This window comes from Celeribacter marinus (genome assembly GCF_001308265.1).
Taxonomy (GTDB): domain Bacteria; phylum Pseudomonadota; class Alphaproteobacteria; order Rhodobacterales; family Rhodobacteraceae; genus Celeribacter; species Celeribacter marinus.
The window spans coordinates 1,979,951-1,999,521 of the sequence record NZ_CP012023.1 but is presented as its reverse complement, the minus strand read 5'-3'; the positions used below and the strand labels follow the sequence as shown (position 1 = coordinate 1,999,521).

28 protein-coding genes are annotated in these 19,571 nt (G+C 58.8%); 24 read left to right on the top strand and 4 right to left on the bottom strand.

The window, feature by feature from the left end:
* Window positions 1–31: 31 nt before the first annotated feature.
* Entirely contained in the window at window positions 32–706 is a 675-nt protein-coding gene (locus IMCC12053_RS10040; RefSeq protein WP_074906407.1) for an XRE family transcriptional regulator, read from the bottom strand.
* 103 nt (window positions 707–809) lie between these two features.
* Here IMCC12053_RS10040 and IMCC12053_RS10035 point away from each other — a divergent pair, with 103 nt between their 5' ends.
* The 18 genes from IMCC12053_RS10035 (at window position 810) to IMCC12053_RS09950 (ending at window position 12,867) form a co-directional block, all read left to right on the top strand.
* On the top strand, window positions 810–1,481 hold the full coding sequence (locus IMCC12053_RS10035) for a hypothetical protein (protein ID WP_143090041.1): 672 nt from the start codon (window positions 810–812) through the stop codon (window positions 1,479–1,481).
* Window positions 1,482–1,745: 264 nt separating this feature from the next.
* The gene (locus IMCC12053_RS16175) at window positions 1,746–1,982 is read left to right on the top strand and encodes a helix-turn-helix transcriptional regulator (RefSeq protein WP_335337294.1); all 237 of its coding nucleotides are present in this window, start codon (window positions 1,746–1,748) and stop codon (window positions 1,980–1,982) included.
* Window positions 1,979–2,308, top strand: coding sequence for a hypothetical protein (locus IMCC12053_RS10025; RefSeq protein WP_062221181.1), 330 nt, complete (start codon window positions 1,979–1,981; stop codon window positions 2,306–2,308). Before IMCC12053_RS16175 ends, IMCC12053_RS10025 begins: the two co-directional genes overlap by 4 nt.
* Before the next feature lie 46 nt (window positions 2,309–2,354).
* Window positions 2,355–2,840 (top strand): hypothetical protein, encoded by a 486-nt coding sequence (locus tag IMCC12053_RS10020; protein WP_062218653.1) that lies wholly within the window; start codon window positions 2,355–2,357, stop codon window positions 2,838–2,840.
* Window positions 2,837–3,733, top strand: a complete 897-nt coding sequence (locus tag IMCC12053_RS10015; RefSeq protein WP_062218651.1) for an ATP-binding protein — start codon at window positions 2,837–2,839, stop codon at window positions 3,731–3,733. Before IMCC12053_RS10020 ends, IMCC12053_RS10015 begins: the two co-directional genes overlap by 4 nt.
* Before the next feature lie 13 nt (window positions 3,734–3,746).
* Complete coding sequence (locus IMCC12053_RS10010) at window positions 3,747–4,346, top strand: hypothetical protein (RefSeq protein WP_062218649.1); 600 nt, start codon at window positions 3,747–3,749, stop codon at window positions 4,344–4,346.
* Between the two features lie 310 nt (window positions 4,347–4,656).
* Window positions 4,657–4,857 carry a DUF6511 domain-containing protein gene (locus tag IMCC12053_RS10005; protein WP_062218647.1) on the top strand — a complete coding sequence of 67 codons (201 nt, stop codon included), beginning with the start codon at window positions 4,657–4,659 and terminating at the stop codon, window positions 4,855–4,857.
* Window positions 4,857–5,624: a hypothetical protein gene (locus IMCC12053_RS10000; RefSeq protein WP_062218646.1), complete on the top strand. Its 768-nt coding sequence runs from the start codon at window positions 4,857–4,859 to the stop codon at window positions 5,622–5,624. The genes IMCC12053_RS10005 and IMCC12053_RS10000 overlap by 1 nt, the downstream gene beginning before the upstream one ends.
* 53 nt (window positions 5,625–5,677) lie before the next feature.
* A complete protein-coding gene (locus IMCC12053_RS09995; protein ID WP_236852409.1) occupies window positions 5,678–8,035 on the top strand; it encodes an AAA family ATPase in 2,358 nt (785 codons plus the stop codon).
* Entirely contained in the window at window positions 8,032–8,454 is a 423-nt protein-coding gene (locus tag IMCC12053_RS09990) for a hypothetical protein (protein ID WP_062218642.1), read from the top strand. Before IMCC12053_RS09995 ends, IMCC12053_RS09990 begins: the two co-directional genes overlap by 4 nt.
* The gene (locus tag IMCC12053_RS09985) at window positions 8,447–8,986 is read left to right on the top strand and encodes a crossover junction endodeoxyribonuclease RuvC (RefSeq protein WP_205623917.1); all 540 of its coding nucleotides are present in this window, start codon (window positions 8,447–8,449) and stop codon (window positions 8,984–8,986) included. The genes IMCC12053_RS09990 and IMCC12053_RS09985 overlap by 8 nt, the downstream gene beginning before the upstream one ends.
* Complete coding sequence (locus tag IMCC12053_RS09980) at window positions 8,983–9,195, top strand: hypothetical protein (protein WP_439895552.1); 213 nt, start codon at window positions 8,983–8,985, stop codon at window positions 9,193–9,195. Before IMCC12053_RS09985 ends, IMCC12053_RS09980 begins: the two co-directional genes overlap by 4 nt.
* Window positions 9,185–9,610 (top strand): DUF6362 family protein, encoded by a 426-nt coding sequence (locus IMCC12053_RS09975; protein WP_062218640.1) that lies wholly within the window; start codon window positions 9,185–9,187, stop codon window positions 9,608–9,610. The genes IMCC12053_RS09980 and IMCC12053_RS09975 overlap by 11 nt, the downstream gene beginning before the upstream one ends.
* A gap of 68 nt (window positions 9,611–9,678) precedes the next feature.
* On the top strand, window positions 9,679–9,933 hold the full coding sequence (locus tag IMCC12053_RS09970) for a type II toxin-antitoxin system CcdA family antitoxin (protein WP_062218638.1): 255 nt from the start codon (window positions 9,679–9,681) through the stop codon (window positions 9,931–9,933).
* Window positions 9,921–10,211 (top strand): CcdB family protein, encoded by a 291-nt coding sequence (locus IMCC12053_RS09965; protein ID WP_062218636.1) that lies wholly within the window; start codon window positions 9,921–9,923, stop codon window positions 10,209–10,211. The genes IMCC12053_RS09970 and IMCC12053_RS09965 overlap by 13 nt, the downstream gene beginning before the upstream one ends.
* Before the next feature lie 513 nt (window positions 10,212–10,724).
* Window positions 10,725–11,957 (top strand): DNA modification methylase, encoded by a 1,233-nt coding sequence (locus IMCC12053_RS09960; RefSeq protein WP_062218634.1) that lies wholly within the window; start codon window positions 10,725–10,727, stop codon window positions 11,955–11,957.
* On the top strand, window positions 11,954–12,175 hold the full coding sequence (locus IMCC12053_RS09955) for a DUF7220 family protein (RefSeq protein WP_062218629.1): 222 nt from the start codon (window positions 11,954–11,956) through the stop codon (window positions 12,173–12,175). Before IMCC12053_RS09960 ends, IMCC12053_RS09955 begins: the two co-directional genes overlap by 4 nt.
* Before the next feature lie 62 nt (window positions 12,176–12,237).
* Entirely contained in the window at window positions 12,238–12,867 is a 630-nt protein-coding gene (locus IMCC12053_RS09950) for a class I SAM-dependent methyltransferase (protein WP_062218627.1), read from the top strand.
* A 22-nt stretch (window positions 12,868–12,889) separates the two neighbouring features.
* Here IMCC12053_RS09950 and IMCC12053_RS09945 read toward each other — a convergent pair whose 3' ends face one another.
* Window positions 12,890–13,108 (bottom strand): hypothetical protein, encoded by a 219-nt coding sequence (locus IMCC12053_RS09945; RefSeq protein ID WP_143090042.1) that lies wholly within the window; start codon window positions 13,106–13,108, stop codon window positions 12,890–12,892.
* Window positions 13,109–13,219: 111 nt separating this feature from the next.
* Between IMCC12053_RS09945 and IMCC12053_RS09940 the strand changes: the two genes are divergently transcribed.
* Window positions 13,220–13,783 carry a hypothetical protein gene (locus IMCC12053_RS09940; RefSeq protein ID WP_062218623.1) on the top strand — a complete coding sequence of 188 codons (564 nt, stop codon included), beginning with the start codon at window positions 13,220–13,222 and terminating at the stop codon, window positions 13,781–13,783.
* On the top strand, window positions 13,704–15,629 hold the full coding sequence (locus IMCC12053_RS09935) for a phage terminase large subunit family protein (RefSeq protein WP_062218621.1): 1,926 nt from the start codon (window positions 13,704–13,706) through the stop codon (window positions 15,627–15,629). Before IMCC12053_RS09940 ends, IMCC12053_RS09935 begins: the two co-directional genes overlap by 80 nt.
* Here the strand turns inward: IMCC12053_RS09935 and IMCC12053_RS09930 are convergent.
* Both IMCC12053_RS09930 and IMCC12053_RS09925 read right to left on the bottom strand, forming a co-directional pair.
* Window positions 15,617–15,928, bottom strand: a complete 312-nt coding sequence (locus IMCC12053_RS09930; RefSeq protein ID WP_062218619.1) for a helix-turn-helix domain-containing protein — start codon at window positions 15,926–15,928, stop codon at window positions 15,617–15,619. The genes IMCC12053_RS09935 and IMCC12053_RS09930 overlap by 13 nt on opposite strands.
* On the bottom strand, window positions 15,925–16,266 hold the full coding sequence (locus IMCC12053_RS09925; protein ID WP_062218617.1) for a type II toxin-antitoxin system RelE/ParE family toxin: 342 nt from the start codon (window positions 16,264–16,266) through the stop codon (window positions 15,925–15,927). The genes IMCC12053_RS09930 and IMCC12053_RS09925 overlap by 4 nt, the downstream gene beginning before the upstream one ends.
* Before the next feature lie 54 nt (window positions 16,267–16,320).
* Between IMCC12053_RS09925 and IMCC12053_RS09920 the strand changes: the two genes are divergently transcribed.
* The 4 genes from IMCC12053_RS09920 to IMCC12053_RS09905 are packed head-to-tail and all read left to right on the top strand — an operon-like array spanning window position 16,321 to window position 19,511.
* On the top strand, window positions 16,321–16,536 hold the full coding sequence (locus IMCC12053_RS09920) for a phage head-tail joining protein (RefSeq protein ID WP_062221172.1): 216 nt from the start codon (window positions 16,321–16,323) through the stop codon (window positions 16,534–16,536).
* 3 nt (window positions 16,537–16,539) lie between these two features.
* A complete protein-coding gene (locus IMCC12053_RS09915; protein WP_082389076.1) occupies window positions 16,540–18,063 on the top strand; it encodes a phage portal protein in 1,524 nt (507 codons plus the stop codon).
* Window positions 18,064–18,067: 4 nt separating this feature from the next.
* A complete protein-coding gene (locus tag IMCC12053_RS09910) occupies window positions 18,068–19,135 on the top strand; it encodes a head maturation protease, ClpP-related (RefSeq protein WP_062218615.1) in 1,068 nt (355 codons plus the stop codon).
* A 4-nt stretch (window positions 19,136–19,139) separates the two neighbouring features.
* The gene (locus IMCC12053_RS09905; RefSeq protein ID WP_062218613.1) at window positions 19,140–19,511 is read left to right on the top strand and encodes a head decoration protein; all 372 of its coding nucleotides are present in this window, start codon (window positions 19,140–19,142) and stop codon (window positions 19,509–19,511) included.
* Window positions 19,512–19,571 lie beyond the last annotated feature (60 nt).

Below are 19,571 nucleotides of genomic sequence, written 5' to 3'. Positions count from 1 at the left end.
TCGGTTTGTGGCATCTCGTGTGTGTGCCATCTTAAAGGCATCGACCATACCACCTAATTCGGCCCACAATATTAACCTCGTCGAGGAGGCATTCGTAGGGTGAATAGTTGGGATTGTCAGAGGTCACGCGAATTCGCGGAGGCTCGCTAGACGGAACATGTTCAATACGCTTCGCCATAAGCCCCATACCGTCGTGCAATACGAAAAGACCTGGTGGGTAGGGAGACTTACGTCCCATATCTACAAGGATCGTATCGCCATCATGCAAAGTGGGGATCATGCTGTCCCCAGTTATGCTCAGAACTCGCAGGTTGTTTGCGCTCGCCTGTAGCTCATCTTCGATCCAGGATTGCCGAAAGTGATACAGCTTGCTCGCTTGCTCATCCTCGGCATGCACGACCACGCCGCCACCCGCTGAGGCTTTCGCCTGAACGCCTCGGATGCCGACAAATGTCGTATCTGGAGAATATATCTTAGGCTCTTCGCCCTCGACCGTGCCATACCCGTCTATCAGCCAATCCACATCAACCTTCAAAACATCTGCAACCTTTTGAAGCTTGGACCGGGTCGGGCGCACAGATTTGCCGCGAATGATATCGTAGATGAAGGATCGGTTGAGGCCTGACGCCTCTGCCACTGCTGCGGGTGTCATGTCGAGCTGGAAGGCGCGTGCTTTTAATCTCTGTGCGATGTTGGTGACGATCATGTTTATCCCCAGGTCGGTTGTGGACTAAATAGGACACATATGAGGTTGAAATTGGATAGTCAAATTGATAGGAACATTAGGTGAACAAATAGGGATGCTGCGAGTGTTAATTCCACGAGATTATTTCACCCTACAGGAGGTTTTAGCGGATTGGGGTATCTCCGAATCGGAGTTGGGTTACGTAGTGGAGATGGGCCAGCTTACGCTATCGGTCCGCGTTTATGGCTCCTTCGTTGTCGCCAATCGAAAGGAGCGGCCTGGTCGGTGCAATGCCGATTTCGAAGGTGTGGTCGATCTCGAGCGTCGTGACGCCATGCGCGTGTTGCGCAAGCAAGCCTGTTCGGTATCGTCCTTTGCTCAAAACGGCGATGTCGTGACAACCTCAATGGGTAGTACAGATTGGGTGGTCTACCGCGATGCACTTCTCGTGCGCGCTGCAGAGCGCGAGCATTTTGAGGCGACCATCATGGAAGCCGGCGCTCCTCATGCCAATGATTATGATAGGTTTTTATCGTTTGATTTGAATGGAGCGCACTACATCTTCACCGACATGCAGGCGCGGGCGTTGAACTTTTTGTTTATCTGCGCTGTCACGGGTGACCCTGAGCAACGTGGCGTGCAGATATTAGGGGCGGCGGGATCGGCGTCGTTGAAGCTCAGCTATCTGTTTTCCAGCAGAAAAGGATGGCGAGACATTGTGTATTCCGTCTCGGGGCGACGGGGATACTACATGTTGGAGCCCGCCCTTGTTGTGACGATGCGCGTTGGCGCCTGATACACAACCTTCACGTTGAACAGGCCCGCGTAGAGCGGGCTTTTTTTTATTTATAGACATCGTGCTCCAGTCTGGAGCGCATCAGTCAATTCCATTCAGTCGGTGTTTGGTCGGAGCTTGGTTGGTGAAGGGTTGGCGTTGGGTTGGAGCTCCGACCGAAATTTTTCGATGCATTGAATTTCCTACAAAAATTAATTTTGATCACCGACCATTCATGCCACGACCTCCAACCCAAGGGTTTGGCAAGTTGTTTTCATCAAATCGATGAGGACCGCTATGGAACAAGATCACATCCTAATGAGCACGAAGCTCTTGTCTCGGCGCTGGAATATTGCGCCTCGCACGCTGGAGCGTTGGCGCGCTGAAGGCCGTGGGCCGCAGTTCGTGCGGATTGGTCGGCACGTGCGCTATCGCCAGACGGACATATTGGCCTTTGAGGTCAAGCATATCCAAGTTGGAAACGCGGAGCAGTCTCTAACTGTCAACCGGTGCGCGGCATGACCGCTCATATTCTTAAAAATGACCTCGCCGCTGCAGAAATCACGCTGATGGCGTGGGTTGATGTCGCCGAGCCTGGGGCACGCATTGTTTATCACTGTGGTTTTCTAGTGGTCGACACGACGCCCAATGTTTCGAAATTGGCCAAACCTGAGCGTGAGAGCCTGCGGGCGACCGCGGATGCCGCTTATGGCCTCGCTGAACTTGGCCGCATTCATCTCGTTCAGGAGCGTCTTGGACCAGACCGGTTCGCCTACCTCGCTATCGCTCGCCCGCAAAAAGGCGCTGTTCGAACTGCCGCTGAGGCGCAATTCGCTGCGGCCGCCTGATCCCATCTCCCCAAAGCTGACCCCATCCCCCAAAAAAGGACACCCCATGACCTATCCAGAAAACACCCCGAGCTTGGACGCCATGCTCAACATGCCGACGGGCGAGTTGGCCCAGATGCCAGTGGAATTGCTGGCCAGCTTGCAGGCTGAACTGGCCTATGCGGCAAAACAGATGAAGGCTGCCAATACACGGTTTAATACGTCTCTCGAAGTTCGCTATGCCAGCCGTGCTTCTGAGGTCCGCCAGGCTTGCGGCAAGGATACTGGAACTGTTCGGCTGGTTGATGGTGATTACACTATCGTGGCCGATTTGCCCAAGCGCATCGACTGGAGCCAGGAACAACTGGCGCAGATTGCGGCCAATATTGCCGATAGTGGCGAAGACCCTGCCGAGTTTATCGACACCAAGCTAACAGTCTCGGAGCGCAAGTATAGTGCGCTGCCGGAGGCTTGGCGCAAAGGGTTCGAGCCTGCGCGTACTGTCAGGGTGGGCACGCTCAAAGTGACACTCGAGGTGGGAGATCGGGCATGACCAGCGCGCTTCCCATCATCACGGCCGACCAGCGCATGTCTGAGCCGCGCGGCATCACAGGCGTGATCTTCGGGCCCTCGGGCATTGGCAAGACATCGCTGCTTTGGACACTGTTGCATTCGACCACGCTGTTTTTCGACCTCGAGGCTGGAGACCTTGCGATTGAGGGGCTGGCCATCGATGCCATCCGGCCGCGGACATGGACGGAATGTCGGGATTTTGCCGTGTTTATCGGCGGCCCCAACCCGGCACTGCGCGCGGATCAGCCCTACAGTCAGGCGCACTTTGAGGCGGTCTGTGTCAAATACGGCGACCCGGAGCTGCTGACCAAATACGACACGGTGTTTATCGACTCGATCACCGTGGCAGGGCGGCTCTGCTTTGGCTGGTGCAAGGGTCAGCCCGAGGCGCTCTCCGAGAAGACCGGCAAACCGGATGTACGCGGTGCCTATGGGTTGCATGGCCGCGAAATGATCGCGTGGCTGACGCATCTGCAGCACACACGCGGCAAGAATGTCTGGTTTGTCGGGATCCTCGATCAGAAGCTTGATGACTTCAATCGCAAGGTGTTCTCGCCGCAGATCGACGGCTCAAAGACCGGGCTCGAGCTACCCGGGATCGTCGATCAGGTCATCACCATGACCGATATTTCTGGCGAGGATGGAACGCCTCAGCGCGGATTTGTTTGTCACACGCTTAATCCTTGGGGCTTTCCCGCAAAGGATCGGTCCGGTCGCCTCGCAATGGTTGAACCCCCGCATCTTGGACAGCTGATGGAGAAAATTCGTGGGGCGCTTGTCCCTGCAGATCGCCGCCTGACTTTTGGGGCCCCGCAGCTGCCGACCCCGCCCGCGGCGCAGGCCTCCACCCCCTCCAATGACACCCCCACCTGAAAGGACTTCACCCATGTCTCTCTGGAACGATTTCAACGACGCCCAATCAAATAGTAATGTCATCCCCAAAGGGACGCTGGCCAAGGTGCGCCTGACGCTGCGCCCTGGCGGGTTTGATGATCCCACGCAGGGCTGGACCGGCGGCTATGCCAAACGGGGCAGCACAGGGTCTGTCTATCTTGATGCTGAATATACGGTTCTTGAAGGGCTCTATGCCAAGCGTAAGATCTGGTCGCTGATCGGGCTCTACAGCCCCAAAGGCCCCGATTGGGCCAATATGGGCCGCAGCCTTGTACGCGGCATCCTCAATTCGTCGCGCGGTATTTCGGACAAGGACAACTCTCCCGAAGCCCAGGCCCGGCGCCGCATCAGCGGGTTTGCTGACCTTGATGGTCTGGAATTTGTCGCCCGGATCGACATTGGACAGGACACCAACGGCGAGGACAAGAACGAGATCAAGAGTGCGGTGATGCCTGATCACGGCGATTATGCGCTTATCTGTGGGGGGCAGGCGTCTGGCTCTGCGTCGCCCAGCTTTGCTCAGCCTGCGCATCAAGATGCCTATGAGGCCCAAGCTCCAACCATTCAAGGGCGGCCGTCATGGGCCGACTAAGCCTTAGAACAACGTGGACGAAGCGCACTAGCGCTTCGTTTCTGCGCGGCCAGTTCATCTGGTGAAGGTGCACACTGTTGTGCCCGTCGCATCTGTTCCAGACCACCGCGCCTTGCCGCGCCGCGACCTGAGCTTGATCTTGGATAATGCATGGCATTCGCGACCGCTGCTCTGTGCCGTCTGCACATCCCGCGCGCAAGGTCTCGGCTGGTTCGCTCCACACCAGCCGCGCCCCCATCGAATCCGCCGCTGGTTCTGCTCAATAGGCTGCCAGGCGGCTTTCACACTCAAAGCTCGGAAAGGATTGAACATGGTCGATTTTACTGAAGAGGAAACGCAGGCGCTGCCCACGGTAATGCGCGCGTTAGCGCCCGAGATGGAGCGGATCGGCTGGGACCTGCCGCTGGCCCAGCTGACCCAGAATGACATGTACAGATTGATTGCCGTCACCATCGAGGCGTTCCGCGTCAAGATGGCGGAGATTGCGCTCGAAGATGAGATTCCTTTCTGATGCTGGATTTCAACCATACGTCCAGCTTCGCCGAGCGCGTCAACGAGACCATTGATGCGGCCTTGACCGCTGAAAATGCTGCACGCATCCCACGCGATTATCTCGGCGGCTCGCGGCTGGGCCACGCATGCGAACGCGCCTTGCAGTTTGAGATCACACACGCGCCCAAGGACGAGGGGCAGGATTTCTCCGGCCAGCTGCTGCGCATCTTCGCCATCGGGCACGGGTTGGAAGAGCTCGCCATCCGCTGGCTACGCGGCGCGGGGTTCGAGCTCTACACGCAAAAGGGCAACCACCCAGATGGCGGCCAGTTCGGGTTCTTCATCGCAGATGGGCGCATTCGCGGTCATGTCGATGGCATCATCTCAGCTGGCCCGGAGGGCTTTAGTCTTGCCGCTCCTGCACTTTGGGAATGCAAGACGATGAACGCCAAGAACTGGCGCGCCTGCGTCAAGGACGGGGTGACCAAATCCAAGCCCGTCTACGCCGCCCAGATCGCTGTCTACCAGGCCTACATGGAAGCAAGCGTGCCTGGCATCAGTGCCGCACCCGCTGTGTTCACCGCGATCAACAAGGACACCGCTGAGTTATATCACGAGCTTGTGCCCTTCGATGCCGAACTGGCGCAACGCATGTCTGACCGCGGCGTCCGGATCCTGCAAGCCACCGACGCAGGCGAATTGCTCCCGCGCGTGGCCGCCAATCGCGACTTTTTCGAATGCCGGTTCTGCTCCTGGGCAGAGCGCTGCTGGAACCTGCCGACATGACAGATGCCCCAAGCGACCCGCCTGATACGCCCAACGAAACGGAGGAAACCTCCATGAGCACCAATCATGACGACCCTCAGACCCCATCGGATGGCCCAGAATCTGAGACGCCCAAGGAAAACCTTGTTCATTTTAACCCGTGGCGCGATTTCAACGATGCCGCACCACAGATCGACGTGTTCGGCGATGAGCCGGACCCCGAGCAGATAGCTCAATTCATGGAGGTGGTGTTCGGCTATTGTGACGGCCTGATCCCGGTGCGCAGTTTCATCGACAAAGGCCAGGGTTTCGATGGCCGCCCGCATAACATCTGGATCGATGCCGGTGACAACGTCACCGACAAAATGACAACCTTTGCCAATTGGGCTGCCCGCGAAGGCGCGGCTGTCTATGTGATCCCCGGCACGGTTGGTGCGCCTGGGCAAGCCAAGGCTGGCGACATCCTGCAGATGCAGGCTGTTGTCGTCGATATCGACACCGGCGACATTACCGCCAAGCGGGCCCATCTCGAGCGTCATCTCGGCCCACCCACGATGGTGGTCGAAAGCGGCGGCGTGACGCCAGAGGGGCAACACAAGGCCCATGTCTGGTGGAAGCTGACCGAACCAGCCGAAGGCAGCGATATTGCCCGGGTGACCCGTGTCAGGGGTGACATTGCCGCCAAGATAGGCGGTGACATGCATTTCCGCTCGGCGCATCAGCCGATCCGGGTCGCAGGCTCGGTCTATTACAAGAACAGCCTGAAAACCCAAGTGCGCATCGTCACGTTGAACGCGGATCGCGAACGCGATCTGGGCGAGTTCACCGAAGCCGTCACCGATATGCCACCTGCGCCAGGTGTATCGCTGCAGCCGGACTTTGCTGCGCCCGACAAGCCTGCCGTCGATGACGTGCTGGTCACCCCGGTGCGCGAGAGCGCGCAGGACGACTGGTCACGCTTCGAGGGAGCCTCGACCGCCATCGGGTATTTCATCCGCATGGTCCACGAGGGGCGAATGTCCAAGGATGAGGGCTGGGAGGGTATCTGCGGCTACAACGCCGCGATGCTGCGGCCCCAGTGGTCTGTTGAGCGGCTCAAGCGCGAGTCCGAGCGGCTCTGGACGCGGCATGTCGAAAAGTATGGACCGCCGCTCATCCGCCTCGACAGCGCGGCGCCTGCACCAAACGAAATGCCGGCCTTCACACTTGGTACGTTGCTGAACGATAGCAGCCCGATGCCCGCCGACATTATCGCACCGCGGGTTCTGACGCCGGGTGGGCTGCTGGTGCTGGGAGGTGCGCCGAAGGTTGGCAAAAGTGATTTGCTGATCTCCTGGCTGGTGCACATGGCTGCGGGCGTGCCGTTTCTCGACTTCACCCCGCCGCGTCCGCTGCGCGTGTTCTACCTGCAGGCTGAAATCCAGTACCACTATCTGCGCGAACGCATGAAGCAGATCTCGCTGCCCAAAGAGGTCTTGTCAGGGGCGCGGGACAATCTGGTTGCCACGCCCAAGCTGAATCTCCTGCTTGATGTCGAGGGCAGCGTCCGTGTTGCGCAAGCGATCCGGCGGGCATTCCCGGCCGAGCCGGTCGACATCATCTGCATCGACCCGATCCGCAATCTCTTTGACGGCGGTCCCGACGGTGGCGGTGAAAACGACAACACCGCCATGATGTTTTTCCTCAAGGAGCGGGTTGAGGTTCTGCGCGATCACATCAACCCGGACTGCGGTGTCATTCTCGCCCATCACACCAAGAAGCTCAGCAAGCAACAGGTGAAAGATGATCCGTTTCTTGCGCTGTCCGGTGCCAGCGCTCTGCGCGGCTTCTACACTTCTGGCCTGATTCTGCATCGCCCAGATGAGGAAAGCCCACAGCGAAAACTGGAGATCGAGCTGCGTAACGGCCCCGCTCTGGAGCCCAAGATCATCGATAAGGTCAAGGGGGAATGGACCGAGATCAACCCGATGAATGAGCGGCTGGTGCTGGCCGAACTCGGAGCACGCCACGATGCTGAACGAGACCGAAAGGGTGAGGTGATCACCGATATTCTGGTGCGTGAAGCGCGCGCGGGGCGCATGTACAGCATGACACTATTTGCTCAGACATTCGAGAACCAGGGCGGCCTCAACGGTCAGACAAGCATCCGTGATCGGTTGAACGTGCTGACCTCTAAGGGCGTGCTCAAGCTTGTCAAAGGGGATGCGGCAAGCGATCTGGGGCTCCCCAATGAGCGCAGCAAATACGGGTATCTGTGCACCGAGTTTATGGAACTGGCTACGGGTGAAGACCTCATCGATCCGGACACGGGTGAAATCGTTCCGACGTCGATTCATGTCCGACCCAGCCACTACAAATGCGCACAGACGGGCGCGGTTCTGCCTGTCGAAAACCCCGAGATCTGGGTCCATCCAGAGGGGGTGAATACATGAGTTTTTACCCCCTAAACGAAACCGAAATCCTGGGCTCGCAATCCGGAATTTCGGCGAAAAATCCGAAATCTGGAATCCTTGCGAAATCTGTAATCTGGCTTTTTTCGTTTTGTTTCAGAGGCTTGAGTGTCTCGCTCAGGATTTCGGATGCAAGCTTCCGCAATCCTGACGCAATCCTGAATAACCACATAATTTCAATGCCTTACGCAGGATTCCAGATTTCGGAAAAAGCACCCCTAAAGGGGTGGGTGGACTCCCCCGCAAGGCGGGAGGTCCACCACCCACCCCTGGGCATTCTTCTTTGGCCGGAGTTCTGGGCCGAGATCAATCCGACGACGGCGGCCAGTACCGCCAAGCATCAACCGCCGTCGTCTTCCACCCCAAGCAGCCCACCAGAAGAGGAGACCACTCATGGCTGATACAACTTTCGCCGACGCCAACTTCGGCGCAACCCCGAAAACGCCCATGCCGCCTGCACAGGGCCAACGCACGATCCTCGCGCTTGACCTCGGCACCACCACCGGCTGGGCCATCCGCGGCTTTGATGGCCTAATCACCAGCGGCACCGTCAGCTTCAAGCCAAGCCGATATGACGGCGGCGGGATGCGCTATCTGCGCTTCACCAATTGGATCTCAGAGATCGACCGGCTCAGCGGGCCGATCGAGGCGATTTATTTCGAAGAAGTCCGCCGGCATATAGGCACTGACGCAGCCCATGTCTTTGGGGGTCTGCTGGCTGTCCTGACCAGCTGGGGCGAGTTGCGCGGTGTTCCATACCAGGGCGTCCCGGTTGGCACGATCAAACGCCATGCCACCGGAAAGGGAAACTCGAACAAACAGGCAATGGTTGCTGCCGCCCGGGCACGAGGGTTTAGCCCCGCTGACGATAACGAGGCCGATGCCATTGCGATCCTGCTTTGGGCGCTGGAGACGAACGGAGGTGCATCATGAGCGGCATGCGGTTTACACCTCGGGGCTACGGCGGTCACCGTCGTGACGCTGACCGAGTCAAGCGCGACGGCTGGTACGAACAAGGCGTGCTTGCTGTCAGCGTCGACGATCACAGGCTGACCTGGCCAGAGCGTGAACTGGTCCGCCAGCTTGGCGAAAAGCTGTACGGTAAAATGCCGCAGGGCAGGGAGGTGCGTCATGGCCAATGACTGGACCCGTGCCATGGTGGCCGACCGGCTGGACCTTGCTGCAGACGTCATGCGCAGCCTGCCGCCAGTACGCCCGCAAGGCTTTGTGAGCACATGGCCTGAGTATACTTACAGCTTTGCGGATCACGTTGAGCAGGAGCCCCGAATGAAAAAACCGCTGCCATCACCGCGGATGATCACGCAGGCCGATGAGGCAATGCTCTGGCTGCGGTGGATGGACAAGGACATTAGCCAGATCCTCTGGGCCCGCGCTAACCGCAAGGCCTGGAAGGGGATCTGCTGGGCGCATGGTGTCAGCAGGGCCACGGCCAACCGGCGACACGAGTATGGTTTAGCCGTGATCGTTTGGAAATTGAACGGCAGGACCGTTCCGCGCAAACGCTCGATGGAGTTTGTGATTGGGAAGACGGTTTAATTTTACGCAAGACTTGCGCCACTCATTGGTGAGGTATATATTTGCGGTATGATGCGGAGGAGGTAATGATGGTAGCGACTGTAAAGCGAAAGACGTCCCTCACGCTTGATGCGGCGGCACTCGACAGCGCCAAAGCTTTGAGTATCAACGTTTCAGCTGTTGCTGAGGCTGCTCTTGTCAAAGCCATTGCTGAGGTCCGCCAGCAGCGTTGGCTTGAAGAAAATGCGAGTGCGTTCGCGGAACAATCTGATTGGCATGAGCGCAATGGGCATCCTTTGGCAGACATCATTGCTGGATCAGGAGGGGCATCTTGGAGCCGTTGAGCCGCTACGATGTTGCTGAATACAACGGCATTTCAATGGTCGTTGTTGAAAGTAACTTGTTGCCTCCAGATTCAGCTGTTGTCGTGATACCAATGCTCCCTGATTATCCGGCGGTCCGGCACTTGAATCCTGAAATTATGCATGATGGCAAAAGGTTCATTCTCGCAACACGCCTGATTGCAGCTGTGCGCAGGGCAAGTTTGCGCCCAACAGGCAATGTAGCTGACCAAGGTGATCAGATCACTCGCGCGGTTGATGTCTTGATGGCTGGAGTCTGATAGGATTTGAACGGTTTGCAATCCACTTGGCTTGCGGCCTTACCTTCAAAACCTGTCAACCCCTCTCGTGCGTGTGAGACACTTTTCGGTGAGACACTGCAAGGCGTGACAGATCGCGTTTCAGAGGCTAAAAGATTTATAAGATGACCGTCGTGTGGTTGAGAGAACCGGGTCGGTTTGAACGAGTTTGTAGAGGTGTAAATGGTGGCCGTTTGTGGGAAAAAACTGTCTCTGGTCGATTTTGTGAGACATTTAACCCATTGATATTGAACGGTTCCTTCCTGTTGGGAAGCGTATACGGGGGGGCTGGGTGCCGCGCTTTCCCAGTGACACCGTGAAAAACACCCGTTTCGTTTCGCTTTGCACGCAAACCCAATAAACACTGGGCCTGAGGGCGCGTAAAACCACTTTGAAACGAAATGGCCCTCTGACCCCATTTCGCTTTCGCGGACCTGCGGTTCGTTTCGCGGGCCAGACCCGTTTCGTTTCAGGACCAAATCCAAGGAAAATCTGATGGACGTTTTGGAGCTGCCACTTGCGCAGATCATTCCCTATGCGCGCAACCCGCGCAACAACGCTGATGCCATCGCGACGGTTGCAGCGTCGATCCAGGAGTTTGGCTGGCGCCAGCCCATCGTTGTTGATGAGGCAATGGTTGTGCTGGCCGGGCACACGCGGCTGGAAGCGGCGCGCAAGCTTGGCTTCAAGACGGCGCCGGTGCATGTTGCTAAAGGGCTGACCGAGGCTCAAGCGCGGGCCTTCCGAATCATGGACAACCGCTCGAGCGACAACGCCGAGTGGGACAAGGACCTGCTGAACCTTGAGCTGGCGGACTTGCTGGAGGCTGATTTCGACCTCGGGCTGACGGGTTTCACCGATGACGAATTGAACGCGCTGATGAACAGCCTTGAGGACGGCACTGGCTCGCAAGAGGGCGAAGACGACATTCCGGACACGCCGGAGGACCCGGTCAGTCGCTCCGGCGATCTCTGGATCCTCGGTAATCACCGACTGCTCTGCGGCGACAGCACGGTTGCGACAGACATTGAGCAGCTCCTTGGCGCCGTGAAACCGCTGCTGATGGTGACCGATCCACCCTACGGTGTTGAGTACGATCCAAGCTGGCGCAACCAAGCCGGTGCAGCAAAAACCAAGCGCACGGGCAAGGTGCTGAATGATGATCGCGCCGACTGGCGCGAGGCCTGGGCGCTGTTTCCAGGCGATGTCGCCTACGTCTGGCATGGCGCGTTGCACGCAGCAACAGTTGCGGAGAGCCTCGAGGTCGCAGGCTTCACCATTCGGTCTCAGATTATCTGGGCCAAGGAGCGCTTGGTGCTCAGCCGTGGCGATTATCACTGGCAACATGAACCGGCCTGGTACGCTGTCAAAAAGAGCGGCAAGGGCCATTGGGCCGGCGATCGCAAGCAAACGACACTGTGGCAAATCTCCAGTAAGGACCAAGATGCCAACACGGTCCATGGGACGCAGAAGCCAGTGGAATGCATGCGCCGTCCGATCCTGAATAACTCAAGCCCAGGGCAGGCGGTCTATGAGCCTTTCATGGGATCAGGCACAACGCTGATCGCGGCAGAAGCCACGGGGCGGGTCTGCTACGGGATCGAGTTGAACCCAGCTTACGTCGATGTCGCCGTGGAGCGGTGGCAGAAGTTTACGGGGCAACAGGCGGTGCTGGATGGGGATGGCAAGGCCTTCGACGCGTTGAAGGGTGAGCGTGTCGCTGCATGAAACAGTCGCACCTCATGTCGCTGGTGGAGGCGATTACCAATGTGATCGTTGGCTACGGGGTCGCGGTTGTCACACAAATCGCGATCTTTCCGATCTTTGGGCTGCAAGCAACATTGCGCCAAAATCTCGCTATGGGCGGGATCTTCACGATCGTCAGCCTGTTGCGCTCGTTTGCTCTGCGGCGGCTCTTCGAGGCCATCCTCTTGCGAGATGGTTAAAGTGTTAATGTTGTGTGAAACCCTGTTTTATGATCTAGCCCAGCCTCAGCAGGGAGGGTTTGATGATGGCTAGACATCAACATTGGGACGACGTGTACGGCGCTCGCACTGAAGACGAGCTAACCTGGTTCGAAGAAACTCCCTTAGCATCCCTTGAACTGGTTCTCAGATATCTGAAAGCCGGGGAGCCATTCATCGATATTGGTGCTGGTGCGTCTCGCTTGGTCGATGCGTTGCTGAACCACGGTTTTGGACCTTTGTCAGTATTGGATCTGTCCGAGGCCGCGCTGTCGATCAGTCGAGGCAGATTGGAACTACGCGCTCAACAGGTCGACTGGATTGTCGCCGACATTACCGAATGGGAACCGCGTCGCGACTATTCTGTTTGGCATGATCGTGCGGTATTTCATTTTCTGACCAAACCTGAAGATCGCGCAGCCTATGTGAGGGCGCTGTCAAAAGGGCTCAAGCCGGGCGGAATAGCAATCATTGCCACTTTTGCCGAAGATGGGCCTGAAAAATGCTCGGGACTTCCGGTGGAGCGCTATTCGCCTGAATCTCTTGCGGGAGAGATTAACCGGCTGCTGCCTGCACATTTTGACCTTGTTGAAGCGAAAGCTCATGTTCATCTGACACCGAAGGGCAACGAGCAGCGGTTCCAATACAGTATCTTTGAGAAGAACCACCCCTGAAACGCCAGCCTGCTCTTTGCCGTTAAATTAGGCCGAGGCCTTTCAGGCAGCTGGCCGTGTCCATCAGCTGATGGGTCGGGACCTCGACCGTGATGGTGAAGCTGTCGGCAAGGGTTTTGCCGTAGACGCCGCCATCGTCCATAAGAGCCATTTCGATCTCGTCGAGCACGACGGTGATGCGGCTGCGGTCGAAGTGCTCCGGCAGTGTGCGGATGGGCAGGCGTATGCTGGTGGTTTCCATGAGGTCAGCTCCAAGTGTGATGTGCTCGGTCAGCTTCGCTCTGGCGTGGAGGTATATCAAGTGAATTGTGTACAAATTCATGTGCTTAAAGTGAACTATTAAGGTCATAGCATGTCAGCAGCCACCCAACCCATTGGCGTGATTGCCAAGCTTCTTGATCTCTCGGAACGGCGGGTTCAGCAGCTCAGCCGCGAGGGCGTGATCCCCAAGGCGGAGCGCGGCCAGTATGATCTGATTGGATCGGTGCGTGGCTATGTGCGCTACCTGCGTGACCAAGCGGTCAAGGCGCAGGCGGGTGCGCCTGATTATATGGCCGAACGCGCGCGGTTCATTCGGGCGCGTGCTGATCTTGCCGAAATGGACGCGCAGGAAAAGCGCCGATCGCTGATTGCAGCGGACCAGATCGAAGTTGCCTGGATTGCTGTGCTCGCACTTTTGAGAACCCGTCTTTTGGGGCTGCCGGATCGGCTGGCGCCGCAGGCGTTTGAGCAACCCACCGTCGGAGAGACCCGTAACCTGATCCGTGCCGCCATTCGCGAGGTGCTTGATGATCTCGCAGAGCCAGACATTGAATTTGAAACCGACCCTGACATTGATGGGCTCGCCGATCCTGAAGCGGACGGTGGTAAAGGCACTGGCGGTTCTCAAACCACCGCCGGACCTGACGATCAGTGACTGGGCGGATCAGAACCGGCGGCTGAGCTCTGAGGCGAGTGCTGAGCCTGGCCAATGGCGCACCAGCCGCGCCGAGTACCAGCGCGGGATCATGGACGCGATCTCGGATCCTGCGGCGGAAACCGTCGTGATTATGTCGAGTAGTCAAATTGGTAAATCGGAAGCTATCCTTAACATGGTCGGCTTCCATATCGACCATGACCCAGCCCCGATCATGGTGGTGATGCCGACCGAGCGAGATGCGGAAACCTGGTCGAAGGATCGTTTTTCGCCTATGGCGCGGGATACGCCTTGTTTGCAAGATAAGATTGCTAACCCCAAATCAAGGGATGGGAATAATAAGATCCTGCACAAGCGGTTCCCGGGTGGCCACCTGACCATCGTCGGTGCCAACGCGCCTTCGGGGCTTGCGAGCCGGCCGATCCGGTTGCTGCTCTGCGACGAGGTGGACCGCTACCCGTTCAGCGCAGGTGCTGAGGGGGATCCGGTCAACCTTGCAAGAAAGCGCACGGTGACGTTTTGGAACCGCAAGATCGTGCTGGTCTCGACGCCGACGAACAAGGGCGCAAGCCGGATCGAGGCGGCGTTCGAGGAAAGCGATCAGCGTCGGTTTTGGGTGCCATGTCCCGAGTGTGGCCATGATCAAATCCTGACCTGGCCGCAAGTAAAGTGGGACAAGGGGGAGGATGGCCGCCACAAGCCGGACACCGCACGGTATCACTGCGTGGATTGCGATGCAGCTTGGCGCGACGAGACCCGCTGGGCGGCTGTGTCAAAGGGGCACTGGGTGGCCGAGCAGCCATTTGCTGGCACGGCCGGGTTCCACCTCAACGAGATTTATTCACCGTGGGTCCGGTTGGCCGCGATGGTCAAAACCTTCCTGTCGGCGCGGGCTGGTGGGGATGATATGATGAAAACCTTCATCAACACCTCGCTGGGCGAGACATGGATGGAAAGTGGTGAAGCGCCGGATTGGCAACGCCTGCAAGGACAGAAGGAAGAGTGGGCACCCGGCACTGTGCCTGCGGGTGGGTTGTTCCTGACCGCAGGTGCGGATGTGCAGAAGGACCGGATCGAAGTTGATGTCTGGGCCTGGGGCAGGGGCCTGCAAAGCTGGCTGATTGATCATGTTGTTATTGAGGGCGGCCCTGGCGATCCGGCATGCTGGCAGAAACTCTCTGAGTTTTTGGGGCAGACTTGGCAGCACGCCAGCGGCCAGCAGCTGACAATTGCAAAACTGGCGATCGACACCGGTTACGAGACCAGCGCCGTCTATGCTTGGGCACGTCAGGTGGGCTTTGGTCAGGTGGCCCCGGTTAAGGGACTGGAGGGGTTCAACCGCGCCAGCCCGGTGACAGGGCCGACATTTGTCGACGCAACCATCGGCGGTAAGCGTCTGCGGCGCGGTGCGCGGCTCTGGTCTGTGGCAACGTCGACCTTCAAAGCGGAAACCTACCGCTTCCTGCGGCAGGACCGGCCAACGCCGGAAGAAATTACCGCCGGTGCGGAGTTCTCGGCGGGAACGGTGCATCTGCCTAATTGGACAGACAGTGAATGGCTCAAGCAGCTGACAGCCGAGCAGCTGGTCACCGTCAAGAATAAGCGCGGCTTTGCAAAGCTCGAATGGCAAAAGCTGCGTGAGCGCAACGAGGCGTTGGATTGTCGTGTTTATGCGCGGGCAGCAGCGTGGATTGCCGGTGCCGACAGGTGGTCGGAAGCGCGGTGGGCCGAGCTGGAGCGACAGCTGGCGGTCGAGGCTCGCGGACCAGCGGGAGAGGCGAGCGTAAAGCCAACGTCGCGCGCGTCGGCGCGGAGGCGCATGATGCGGTCGAGTTATATGGGGTGATCAGGATGCCAGTGTGCCAGTGTGCGCTGGACAATGCTCGGATCCTTGTCGATCAAAGCCAGCAAGACGCGCGCTGGACCTTCAGGGCTACGACGGTGTTGTTCCCAGTTTAGCAGGGTGGATTTCTTCACACCGATACTTTTGGCAAACTCGACTTGCGACAGGCCAGTGCGGGCGCGAATGGCCTGAACGTCCGCGTCAGGGATTTCGATCTCGTGGATCTTGCCCAAGTTCTCGCCGCGGGCGTGTGCGATGGCTTCTTTGAGGCCTTGTCCGATACTCTTGAATGCGTCGCTCATCTTGCGCTCCTGTAGCTGTCGGCCAAAAGTTTGCCGAGTGACTTGATCGTTCCCGTCTCTGCTTTGCTCAAATTGGCTTTTTCGTTTTTGGCGAAGACGGTGATCAGAAAGATCGGCATGTCATCATCGCCGCGGTAAAAGTGAACGATCCGATAACCTCCGCTCTTGCCGCTGCCATCGCGTGCATAGCGAACTTTACGTACCCCGCCACCGATCGCGACCCCGGTAGTGGGGTTGCGGGCGATGAAATCAATCAGAGCCATGCGGTCGTGATCGCTCATGATGGCGCGTGCGCGGCGCTGGAGTTCGGGCGTTTCGGCGACAGTTACGATGCTCATAGGACTTGGTATGCGTCATTGACGTATGTGTCAATGACGCACAAAGGGTTTTTGATGTCTGATCTCGCGACCTTGCACGATCGCCGCGAGGCTTTGACAGTACAACGCGCCTCCGGTGTCGCCCGCGTTAGTTACGACGGCAAGACGGTCGACTACCGCTCTGTGATGGAAATCGACCGCGCCATTGAGGCGCTGGATCGCGAGATCGCCTCACGCGAGGGTCGGCGTATCGTCAGGCAGGTGCGCATCGTCACATCTAAAGGACTGTAACCTATGAGGCTATTCGACACGTTTCGCCGCCCGGCTCAAGGCGGCCCCGAGGCCGTGCGTGCCCGTCTCGAGGGTGCGATGTCAAAACGGCGACTTCGCGGCTGGAACCCGCCGCTAGAAAACATCAATGCGCTGGTGGCCTCGGGCGGGCCGAAGTTGCTGGCCCGAGCCCGCGAACTTGTGGTCACCAACGGCTATGCGGCGAATGCCTGTGAGGCCTTTGCGTCTAACATGGTGGGGGATGGCATTAAGCCGTCATCACTGATCGAGGATGCCGCGCTGCGGGACCAAGTTCAGCGGCTGTGGCTGGCCTGGACGGATGAGGCGGATGCCGATGGTCTGACCGACTTTTACGGCCTGCAGGCGATGGTGGCGCGCGAGATGTTTGTGGCGGGTGAGTGTTTTGTGCGGATGCGCCCGCGCCGAGCCGAGGATGGTCTGCTGGTCCCGCTGCAAATGCAGCTGCTGCAATCGGAAATGCTGCCATTTGAGAAAACGGAGACGGCCCCGAACGGGAACCGCATCCGCTGCGGGATCGAGTTTGACCTGATCGGGCGGCGGGTGGCCTATCACTTCCGACGCCGTCATCCCGGCGACAGCACGGACCAGCGGGTCGCGATACCGCAAACCGTACGCGTGCTGGCCGAGGACGTGCTGCACATCTACCGGCCCATTGATGCGGGGCAGATCCGTGGCCTGCCGCATGTGGCACCCGCGATGGTCCGGCTGTTTCTGCTCGATCAGTATGATGACGCTGAACTTGACCGCAAAAAGACCGCGGCGATGTTTGCGGGCTTCATCACCAAGACAGCACCCGAAGACCCGATGATGGGTGAGAGCGAGGCGGATCTTGATGGCGCAGCCATGGCGAGCCTTGAGCCGGGCACCATGCAGGTGCTGCTGCCGGGGGAGGATGTGACGTTCTCCAGCCCGGCCGATGTCGGCGGTGGATACGAGGCGTTTCAATATCGCACGTTGCTGGCGGTTTCTGCCTCACTGGGGCTTCCGTACCACCTGGTGACCGGCGATGTGCGCCAGGCGAACTATTCGAGCCTGCGCGCAGAACTGGTGGAGTTCCGCCGCCGCGTGCAGCAATTGCAGCACGGGGTGATTGCGTATCAGCTCTGCCGGCCGATTTGGCGTCGCTGGCTGGACACCGCACAACTGGCGGGTCGGTTGGATCTGCCTGATCCCGCGGCTGCGCGGATGGTGCAATGGATCCCGCCCCGCTGGGATTGGGTCGATCCGCTCAAAGACATTCAGGCGCAGGTGCTGGCGATGGAGGCGGGCATCACGTCGCGACGCAAGGTGGTGGAAGCCACGGGCTACGACGTGGAAGAGGTCGACCGTGAAAACGCAGCCGATGCGGCGCGCACCAAGCAATTGGGTCTGAGCTACCGTACCAGCCCCGGCGAGACGCAGGGCGCACGGGCGACGCCAACGCGTCAGCCAAATGCAGATGATGCTGCCGACAACGACAATCGCGGTGATGCGGGTGCGACCGATCGGGCCATCAATCAGGAGTAAGAGAATGAACACTTGGTATACAATCCGCGCCCGGGCCTCGGGCGCGGAAGTGCTGATCTATGACGAAATCGGTGCTTACGGCGTGAGTGCGAAGGGGTTTCTGGCAGAGCTTGGCGCCCTGCCGGATGACGCGCCTATTGATTTGCGTCTCAACAGTCCCGGCGGCTCGGTGTTTGATGCGGTCGCCATCTATAACGCCCTGACGCGGCATGAGGGTACAATCACCGTCTGGATTGATGGCATCGCAGCCTCGGCTGCAAGCTACATTGCCATGGCGGGCGATGAGATAATTATGCCGGAAAACGCTTTTCTGATGATCCATGACCCGTCTGGAATTGTCATGGGCACGGCTGCTGACATGCGCGACATGGCTGGAACGCTGGATAAGATCGCGGCCAGCATGACGCGTGGCTATGCCGCCAAATCGGGTAAACCCGAAGAGGACATCGCAGCCTTGCTGACGGCCGAGACTTGGTTTGACGCAAAAGACGCATTGGAGGCAGGGCTGGCCACCCGCATGGCAGAGCCGGTGCGCATTGCCGCCAGCTTTGATATTGGCCGGTTCCGCAATGCGCCGCCTGACCTCGTCGAGATGGTCAAGGCTGACATCGTTGGAGATGACACCGATGTTGCGGGCAGCGATGTATCGGCACCCGTACTTGATCCCAAGACCAAGGGTCCCGCCGGGAACGTTGATCACGCAGCCGCTGCCGAGGAACCCGCGCCTGCAAGTGAGCAGGGGGCGGATGCTGCAGACCAAAACACACAATCGCTCGCGTCCGAGGACTGCCCTGCAAAGGCCAGCGCACGACCTGATGTCAGTGCCATCCGCGCCGAGGCCATCGCGCACGCCGGTGCGGTCATCGATCTGTGCCGTCTCGCGGGCCAGCCGCAGATGGCAGGGCGGTTTTTAGAAGAAGATGCCAGTCTGGATGCGGTCCGCGCGCAGCTTCTGGCCGCCAAGGCCGAGGCCGTGCCGCAGATCACCTCCCATCACCCACAGCCCGGGCCAAACCCGACGGCGCGCCCTTGGGGCGACGTCATCGCCCGTACCTTTAAACTGAAAGGCTAAACACATGACCACACTCACTGAGGGCAAACACGCAGGTGGCTTTCTGATCTGGGAGGTGTTGCGCGACTATACCCGCGAAACCGTCACGATCGCATCTGGCGCGGGCAAGATCGCGCCTGGCACTGTGATGAGCAAGATCACCACCGGTGGCAAATACACGGGGCTCGCACCCACTGCGTCGAACGGAAGCCAGACTGCGGCTGGCATTCTGTGGGCCGATGTCGACGCGAGTGACGCCGATGCGCTTGGGGTCGTGATCCTGCGCGGTCCCGCCATAGTGAACCGCCATGAGATTGTCTGGCCTGACGGTGCGACTGAAGCCCAGATCACCTCGGCAACAATGGCCCTTGCCGGACTTGGCATCATCCTGCGCTGAGCAGGTATTGCGTACTGCGCCACGGCGCAGGGTCACCCAAAATCCCAAAATTAGAAGGAG